10 protein-coding genes and 1 pseudogene are annotated in these 8,514 nt (G+C 39.2%); 6 read left to right on the top strand and 5 right to left on the bottom strand.

Features of this window, described 5'->3' with window-relative positions; all coding sequences use genetic code 11:
• Positions 1-199: 199 nt before the first annotated feature.
• Together V7K69_RS03765 and V7K69_RS03770 are read right to left on the bottom strand one after the other, a co-directional pair.
• On the bottom strand, positions 200-1,411 hold the full coding sequence (locus tag V7K69_RS03765; protein WP_335031543.1) for a Shedu immune nuclease family protein: 1,212 nt from the start codon (positions 1,409-1,411) through the stop codon (positions 200-202).
• A gap of 34 nt (positions 1,412-1,445) precedes the next feature.
• Positions 1,446-2,006, bottom strand: a pseudogene (locus tag V7K69_RS03770) (Uma2 family endonuclease).
• A gap of 144 nt (positions 2,007-2,150) precedes the next feature.
• Here V7K69_RS03770 and V7K69_RS03775 point away from each other — a divergent pair.
• Genes V7K69_RS03775 through V7K69_RS03785 form a run of 3 tightly spaced genes read left to right on the top strand, consistent with a single transcriptional unit; the run spans position 2,151 to position 2,625 of the window.
• A complete protein-coding gene (locus V7K69_RS03775) occupies positions 2,151-2,366 on the top strand; it encodes a hypothetical protein (RefSeq protein ID WP_335031545.1) in 216 nt (71 codons plus the stop codon).
• Entirely contained in the window at positions 2,366-2,500 is a 135-nt protein-coding gene (locus tag V7K69_RS03780; RefSeq protein WP_335031547.1) for a type II toxin-antitoxin system RelE family toxin, read from the top strand. The genes V7K69_RS03775 and V7K69_RS03780 overlap by 1 nt, the downstream gene beginning before the upstream one ends.
• 17 nt (positions 2,501-2,517) lie before the next feature.
• Positions 2,518-2,625 (top strand): type II toxin-antitoxin system RelE family toxin, encoded by a 108-nt coding sequence (locus tag V7K69_RS03785; protein WP_335031562.1) that lies wholly within the window; start codon positions 2,518-2,520, stop codon positions 2,623-2,625.
• Between the two features lie 146 nt (positions 2,626-2,771).
• On the opposite strand, the gene V7K69_RS03790 is transcribed toward V7K69_RS03785, so the two are convergent.
• The 3 genes from V7K69_RS03790 to uvrB all read right to left on the bottom strand — a co-directional run bounded on the left by V7K69_RS03790 (position 2,772) and on the right by uvrB (position 5,369).
• A complete protein-coding gene (locus V7K69_RS03790) occupies positions 2,772-3,041 on the bottom strand; it encodes a ParE family toxin-like protein (protein ID WP_335031548.1) in 270 nt (89 codons plus the stop codon).
• Positions 3,038-3,268, bottom strand: a complete 231-nt coding sequence (locus V7K69_RS03795) for a hypothetical protein (protein ID WP_335031550.1) — start codon at positions 3,266-3,268, stop codon at positions 3,038-3,040. The genes V7K69_RS03790 and V7K69_RS03795 overlap by 4 nt, the downstream gene beginning before the upstream one ends.
• Before the next feature lie 103 nt (positions 3,269-3,371).
• Positions 3,372-5,369 (bottom strand): excinuclease ABC subunit UvrB, encoded by a 1,998-nt coding sequence (gene uvrB, locus V7K69_RS03800; RefSeq protein ID WP_335031552.1) that lies wholly within the window; start codon positions 5,367-5,369, stop codon positions 3,372-3,374.
• Between the two features lie 253 nt (positions 5,370-5,622).
• Here uvrB and V7K69_RS03805 point away from each other — a divergent pair, with 253 nt between their 5' ends.
• The 3 genes from V7K69_RS03805 to V7K69_RS03815 all read left to right on the top strand — a co-directional run bounded on the left by V7K69_RS03805 (position 5,623) and on the right by V7K69_RS03815 (position 8,348).
• Positions 5,623-6,081 (top strand): hypothetical protein, encoded by a 459-nt coding sequence (locus V7K69_RS03805; RefSeq protein ID WP_335031554.1) that lies wholly within the window; start codon positions 5,623-5,625, stop codon positions 6,079-6,081.
• A gap of 351 nt (positions 6,082-6,432) precedes the next feature.
• The gene (locus tag V7K69_RS03810) at positions 6,433-6,615 is read left to right on the top strand and encodes a CsbD family protein (protein WP_099103871.1); all 183 of its coding nucleotides are present in this window, start codon (positions 6,433-6,435) and stop codon (positions 6,613-6,615) included.
• 1,046 nt (positions 6,616-7,661) lie between these two features.
• On the top strand, positions 7,662-8,348 hold the full coding sequence (locus tag V7K69_RS03815) for a PEP-CTERM sorting domain-containing protein (protein ID WP_335031556.1): 687 nt from the start codon (positions 7,662-7,664) through the stop codon (positions 8,346-8,348).
• Positions 8,349-8,514 lie beyond the last annotated feature (166 nt).

Here is an 8,514-nt window from a genome sequence, read left to right on the forward strand (position 1 = left end):
CTTGTAATTTTAGGGGAATTTCTGGAATGGATTTTATTTTTCGGTGTCTTCTGTTTCAAACTGCACTTAGCGGTATAAATAGGCGACTCCACGGATAACCTAAGTCACCTAACGTTGCAGTTCAGTGGCGACGAAAAACTCGAATGCTAGACAATAAGACTCTGCACATCCTCTGTAAGCGAATTGTTTGCTTTTACACTTATCTCTCAGCCCGGCGAATAATAAATCTTGCTCGTTCATACAACTCATCAAAGGTAATCACTTCAGGATTGTTAATATTCTGTCTGAATAGCTCAAAGGAGCCAAACTTTTCCTCATTAGTTCCTTTGGATGTTTGAAACTCATCAAGTCTGCCAACAACAATAAAGGAACGTGGTTGATAAAGATACGCAACATCGTCTGTTGGATCACCATCTTGTGTTACCACTTCTAACTTAGTTCGGATATTAGTGACTGCTTTTTGAACTGTTTTTTGGATTTGTGAAACAGCCCCAGCTAATTCTCGTGATATGCAATAGCAAGCAGAGCGATAACTTTCTGGCTCAATTAAAGGTGTGTTGTGAGTTTTTATTTCAGCAAAGCAGAGTGAACTGATAAAACCACGAGTTTTAAGTAGTGCATCTACTCTCTTTCCACTCTGAAATAATGAATAACCTTGCACAACCTGTTCCAGTTTCAAATCACTAAGAGGAGACGTAAATATGTAATTCAGTCCATAACCAAAAATCCATGTATTTCTTTCAAAGAAGTGCTGCCATACTGCTTCATCTCCTTTTAGCTCAAATTGCTCTTTGTAAGTTTCAAAATCAAACGGATTATGCAGAAGGTTATTAAAAATATTAAGCTGCTCTTTTCGGTAGGCAAGTGCGATGAGGTCTTCTTTGGTTATGTTGTTCTTGAGAATCTCAGCGAGAATATCTTGATTCTCAAGAAGAAAGGCTTTTACTTCCTCAATATCTAGCTTGCCTAAATTTGGTAGTTTCTTATCTCTAAGAACGCGCAAAGGCTTCCAATAATTATCGTCATCAAGAAAGTAAACCTCATTTATGGCGCTACCGCCGGGGCTACGAAGTTCATTAGGTTCGTACTCAAAGGCTAAAGAAATTTTGGTATTTGCGTTATTAACGCTATCTCCGTATTGATCTGGTAAAGCAGGTATTTCACATCGGCAATCTCTAAGTTTATTTCTGCCAGTTGTACTGATATACAAATTTTCTCTGATTATGATCTCAATAAAACTTCGAGATGCACTTTCCTTGACCCTGAGACTCTTATGAACAAACGAACCCAGTTGTAACTCTTTTTCAGGTTTGAGCTTGACACGAGCCATTAAGCTTGTGTCGGCAGGTAACATCAAAACTTTATCAGGCGATTGTTGCGATGCTGCCTTACTCTGCTCTTTATCTGTCACTTAGTTCTCCACGTTATTATAAATTACAAATTATTTAAACTTTTCGCAACAATTCCCGAATAGCGATCGCACAATCAACAAAAGCTAAAGGTGAAATTGTCACATCCTCTGCAAGTATGCTCTCGCTGTGATATCCGTCTGGACTAGGGAGACGATACATATACAACTTGCGTCCATTCACATCTAAAATCCAGTACTCAATAATCCCTGACTTAGCATAAGCCATCGCTTTTACTTCTCGATCGTATTTGAGACTGGAATCAGCTATTTCAATCAGTAAAAACACTTAGGAAGCATTGGGATGGTGATCCTCGTAATCTAATGGATTCAGCTTCACCAGTGAAATATCTGGCTCTGGTTCCGAATAATCATCAAGTTGAACTGGTGACTGGATTCTTAATAAAACTTTGTCACCCAAACGTTGACGTAATAACCTTTCTGTGCGGGTAATTGCTGATTCGTGAGCAGTTCCTTTTGCTGACATTCTGATGATTTGTCCCGCGATTAATTCTAAGCGTTCTTCAGGATGAAAAATCCCCGTTTCCGCCATTTGGTGATATTCTTGAACACTAATTAGGCGAATATTGGTCAGCATAAGATTCACGTTAACGTCCTAACATTTTATCCCGCAGATGTTTAATGTGATGTGCAAGCAGTTTGTTACGCCGCCGCGATCGCCGCAATATGCAACAATAGCAAGTAAAACAGTAAGAGCAGTTCTCACTAACCATCATCCCCTATGCAAGTCAAAGACATGACCATCGAAGAACTCAAGCTTCTTATTCAAGAAACTGTTGCCGAAACGATTCAATCTCTATTGGTTGATCCCGATGAAGGCAAACAAATAAAGCCAGAAGTGAAACAGCAACTACTCGACTCCCTACAACGTACTCAATCTGGAGAACGTGGAATCCCTGCTGAGGAAGTAGCAAAAAACCTGGGATTGTCCTGGTAATGAGCTACGAGATCGAATTTAAATCAGAGGCGACTATCGGGTTTGAAACTCTCACCTCAACTATTCAAGAGCGCATCCTGCGTAAAATTCGCTGGTTGTCTGAGAACTTTGAGGACTTCCCCCTCAACCTTTGAGTGCTGATTTAAGCGGTTTGTTCAAACTCAGAATTGGGGACTACCGAGTTATTTATTCCTTTGATACTGAAGCACAACTCATCACAATTCATCAAGTTGGGCATCGCCGTGATATTTACAATTAACAATCGGTCATCAGTGTCCCCTCAATCACACTCCAATTGAGTACTCAGTAGATTCACGTTTAACGTCCTAGCATTTTATCCCGCAGATGTTTAATGCGATGTCTACGACGGGCTACGCCTACGCGCTAAAGGTTAGGCTGCTGGTGCTACAACCGTTGAAGCAACTCGTCATACTCTGCATGTGCGCCAATCCAGAACCAGTAAATGTGATCATCCTGCAACAGGCCAAGAACGCGGTAGTCTAAACTAATACGAGCCGAATAGATTGGTTGGCGCTGGCTAACTCGTTTGAACTGAAGACTATTATGGTAAGGGTCTGAACGCCAAAGAGCATAGGCTTTGACAGCTTGCTCTTGAACTGATGCAGGAAGTTCATCAAGTTTCTTGCGAAATACCTTCGTAACACTTGACTTCATTGCTCAGAGGGAAAAACGTCAGCTAAAGCAGTGATATCGCCAGCAGCAATTTCTTGCCGTACCATATCAGCTAGACGATCCCACTGAGCATCTGTTGTAGATTCAAACTGAGCTTTCCATTTCTGCTCATCCTCTATCTCAGCAAGGAGACGAGCAGCGATCGCATTCTGTTCAGCAACAGGTAGAGTTTTCAGTTGCGCGATCGCACGCTCAAGTAACTCAGTCATGGCTACCACACTCTTAAAACGTAAATGGCATCTTATCAATTATCGCTTCTTGGCGGCAAGTTGGACGCTAATGAGGTGAACATTCATGAGCATAAGATTCACGTTAACGTCCTAGCATTTTATCCCGCAGATGTTTAATGCGATCGCGCAATTTACCCGCCTCTTCAAATTCCAGTTTTTTCGCCGCCTCTTTCATCTGCGCTTCTAACAGAGTAATCAACCCTGGAATCTGTTCTAATGGCAGTTCATCTATATGTTCATCTACAACTTTCAAGTCAGTTGCATTTAATCGCCGAGATACATCTAAAAAAGCCAAAATCGCATTACTTGATTTTTTGACAATTGGTTGTGGTGTAATCCCATGCAGTCGATTATGTGCTGTTTGAATACCACGCCGCCTGTCTGTTTCATCAATGGCTTTTATCATGCTACCTGTCATATTATCGGCATACAAAATCGCTTGTCCCTGGACATGACGCGCGGCTCTACCAATAGTTTGAATTAAGGAACGCTCGGTTCGTAAAAAACCTTCTTTATCTGCATCCATAATTGCTACTAAGGAAACTTCAGGTAAATCCAAGCCTTCCCGCAGCAAGTTCACACCAACTAATACATCAAATTTCCCCTCGCGCAAGTTTTGCAAAATCTCAATGCGCTCAATAGAAGTAATCTCAGAATGTAAATACCGTACCCTGATACTGCGGTCTTGCAAATATTCAGTTAAATCTTCCGCCATCCGCTTGGTTAATGTGGTAATTAACACTCGTTCATGGCGGTCAGCTCTATCTTTAATTTCGCCTAACAAATCATCAATTTGTCCTTCTGTAGGACGCACAGAAATTTCTGGATCAACCACCCCAGTTGGCCGAATTACTTGCTCAACTACATGGTCTTCAGAAACTTCTATTTCCCAAGTTCCAGGAGTTGCGGAAACAAAAATACACTGATTAACCTTTTGCCAAAATTCTTCAGCTTTCAATGGACGGTTATCAGCAGCGCTAGGAAGACGAAATCCATGTTCAATTAAAACTTTTTTTCTCGCTTGATCGCCGTTATACATACCGCGAATTTGAGGCACGGTAACGTGAGATTCATCGATAATTAATAGCCAATCTTTAGGAAAATAATCAATTAAACATTCTGGTGGATCTCCAGCTTGTCTTCCTGCTAAGTGACGGGAATAGTTTTCAACGCCGTTGCAGTAACCTACTTCACGTAGCATTTCTAGGTCATAGCGTGTACGTTGATCTATACGTTGCGCTTCTAATAATTTCCCAGCTTGTTCTAAGTCTAGTTTTTGCTGTTTTAATTCGGCTGCAATGTCATGACAAGCTACTTCTAATCGTTCTTCTGGGGTGACAAAGTGACGTGCTGGGTAGATATTTACCGCTTCCAAGCTCTTGAGAATCTCACCTGTCACCGGGTCAATATAGCGAATCGCGTCTATTTCATCACCAAAGAATTCGACGCGAATTATTCGGTCTTCATAAGCTGGGCCAATTTCTAATACATCACCCCGGACACGAAATTTTCCCCGACCCATTTCTATGTCGTTACGGCTATACTGAACATTTGCCAAATCCCGTAAAATTTGGCGTTGATTGACTTCCATACCTATCTGGAGGGGGATGGCAGCTTTCAGATATTCTGCTGGCATTCCTAAACCGTAGATGCAACTGATAGAAGCAACGACAATGACATCACGACGTTCAAACAGCGATCGCGTCGCTGAATGCCGTAACATATCTATTTCATCATTAATCGCTGCCGTTTTTTCAATATAAGTGTCGGTAACGGGAATATACGCTTCTGGCTGATAATAATCGTAGTAGCTGACAAAATACTCCACTGCGTTGTTGGGAAAGAAATCCCGCAACTCGTTACAAAGCTGTGCAGCCAGGGTTTTGTTATGCGCCAGAACTAAGGTAGGCTTACCAATTTTCTCAATAACTGCTGCTACCGAAAATGTCTTGCCAGTTCCAGTGGCTCCTAGTAAAGTTTGGTAACGGTTGCCTGATTGGATACTAGCAGTAAGTTGTGCGATCGCTTGTGGTTGATCGCCTGTGGGACTAAAGGGAGCTTGAAGACAAAATTCTGTCATACAGTTTTGCTGAAAATACCCTATATCATGGTGACGATTTCGCCCTGTATCCATTGTAGCTGGCTTATTCTACTAAATAAATGGTAACGTTTTTTTACAAAACTTATTAATTAAAATTTACTTATGTATCAGTTTTAAAGATTCTTATATCTATGTGAGGTTTTTTAAGGTTAAACTCTAAAGTATATGGGAAAAAATTTCATCTTTCCTTAATTATTGTAAAATTCAATTAACAAACCAGAGGTCTTCGTTTATGGCTATTAGCAGCGCTGGCAAAGCAATCAGTTCTCGGCAAAACAATGCCAAGTCTTCAGGGGAAGCTACAGAGGAAGTTGAAAATCAACCAGACCAGAGCTTGAAGGCAGATAAAGTCGAGGAAGAACTGCCAGTGGGAGCTTCTGGAACACTGGCCATTTCTGCAATTCGTCCTATAGGCGCTAGCGACTTAGAAGTTGCTGAACACCTCTCAATTGCTGGGGTGCGTCCCGTTAGCACCAGTACCTTGGAAGTAGTTGAAACCTATAACTCAATGGGTATTCGTCCAATTGGTGCTAATACATTCCAAGTTGTTGAAAGCATCAACCTCTCTGGTGTTCGTCCAATTGCCTCAAGTTCATTGGCAATTTCTGACGGCTATTCATCATTCGGTAATCGTCCAATAGCATCAAATGAGATTGACAATTCTGAAAGCCTGATGGGTTTTCTAGATTAGACAACAAATATTCCCATAACTTTATTAACCCAGTTCTTGTACAGAACTGGGTTTTTTTAGCTAAAAAATCAAAAGTAGACATTACAATATTTGCAATTTCTCTATGTCTTTTAGCATAGAGAACTAAGCTTTTCTTACTTCATTTTATATTCAGCTAACAGCCAGAATGCTTACTACAACTAACTTTCTTAATTACGAATTACGAATTATGAATTACAAATTATTGAATCTGCCTTGTGGTGGAAGGCTTTAGCAAAAACTTTAAGTTACTGTGTAAAGGTAATAACAAAGCATTTCAAAGCTTGACATTAGAGCCTTGAAATAAATTTTTGATTAAATCAGGAGTTCAAAATGAGCATAGAAGATCGCGCAAAAGCAGCTGCTAAAAATGTTGAAGGTAAAGCCCAAGAAGCATTAGGAAATGTTACTGGTGATCCAGAAGATAAAGCCAAGGGTAAAGCAAAGCAAGCTGAAAGCGAAGTACGTCATGGAATTGAAGACGTAAAAGATAACGTCAAGAAAAACATTGACTAATAATTCATAATAATTTTGCAAAAACTCTAGGGATATAAATGGGGTGGATTCCATTTTTGCAAAACAATATGGATTGTTGAGTATTCAACGCTATAACCCTTTATTTTCTACTTAGCAACCATTAAAAAATAAAGGACTAGCTTGATTTGCACAAATCTTGTAGAGACGTAATTAATCACGTCTCTACATTACAAAATAAATTTATAAACTTAGAGCAATAACCTCTATAAATTCAAAGTTAATCAATTTAATTAAATATTAATCAAGTTAGTTTAAATACACAACTTATTCTATCTGTTGTTTAAAGTTATTTTGCGGAGATAAAAAGAGGATTATGCTTCAGTAAAGTCACAAAATATTGGAGACTTTCTTTTTAATCGGAGGACTATTGATAACTACCGCCTGTGGTGGCAGGTAAGCTAATCATCATTTAAATCGCATCATTTTTATGGTAATAAAAGCTGCAAACCCTCTCCCTTGCCCCCTGCTCCTCTGCAATCTCAATGTGCAAATTAAATGCTTAACAGCTTATTCTCGACATCGCAGTGGCCAAGTGGTTGGGTAGTCGCAAGTAACTTCTAAATTTCGATTGTATAAGTAACAAAGTCAGGTGAGCATAGCTCACCTTTATTTTTTGCCTCTTCTCAACAAAAAAATATGTATTTAAGAATACAAAAAATTATTTTTAGCTAAATAAAATTCACATAAATCTTATATATTTTTTTGATTTAGGTGAATAATAACTAGATTATTTCTTGCTTTTAACTGCATCTTAAAAGATTTTTATCAAAAAATATATCTTAAAGTTTTCATAAATCTAGGTAATGATTTGTTGAAAATGTTTTTTTGTTCAGGTATATTCACTTTGGAATTTGCGGAAAACAAGTAATTACTCCTAGATATTGAATACGCAAGCGATATTTAACACTGAAGTTATATTGATAGCTGTTTTTAATTGCCACAGAGTGAGCAATTATTTGTCTGTCAGTTGTGTCTTTTTGGATTGAGTTCTAGCAAACATTTACCTTTTCAAAGGAATTAGTTTAATGACCATATTAGCTGTCAGAAAAGAGTTGTTGAAGGTTTGCAGCATAGCAGCATTTACTGCTATTGCAGCAGGAACACTGGGTACAGGAGAGGCTCAAGGGCTTGTTTTGACGTTTGACGATCTTGATGTGACTACTGAATTTGACGGCAATCAAATTCCAAACGGCTATGGAGGATTGAATTGGGATAACTTTTATTATCTGACTACTCCAACCTACCAAATTAACCCATCTGGTTATATCTTTGGAACAGTTTCATCACCAAATGTTGCTTACAATTTATTTGGTGATCCTGCCACGGTAAGTAGTGTAAGTATTGACGGTGGTCAATTTGACTTTAACAGTGTTTATCTCACAGCTGCTTGGAGCAATGGCTTAAATATTCTAGTAGAGGGCTTTTCCGATGGAATAACTAAGTATGCAACGACAGTAACTGTAGATACTACATCCCCTACTCAGTTTAACTTTGACTTCCTTGACATTGACAGTTTGAAGTTTACCTCCTCTGGTGGCATTAATGCAGGATATGAAGGTGCTGGCACACAAATTGTTTTAGATAACTTCACCTATAATTCTAAGACCGTTCCCGAACCTACAAGTATCTTGGGTTTATTGACAGTCACCAGTTTTGGTATAGCTTTGAGCCGCAAACAAAAGCAGCATCAAAAAGCCGCTAGCAAAGTTTAGGCTAACAAACTCAACTAATAGATAATTGCATTCAGATAAAAAGAGTGTAAGTAGGTGGGCAGGAAAGTTTATAACTGGAGTTTAGACTAAGCCATGCAAAATGACCCAGCAGGGCTGAGTTAATCAGAGACTTAGCAAAAGTATGAATAATCTTAGGTATTAAACA

This window comes from Nostoc sp., assembly GCF_036917775.1.
Taxonomy (GTDB): Bacteria; Cyanobacteriota; Cyanobacteriia; order Cyanobacteriales; family Nostocaceae; genus Nostoc.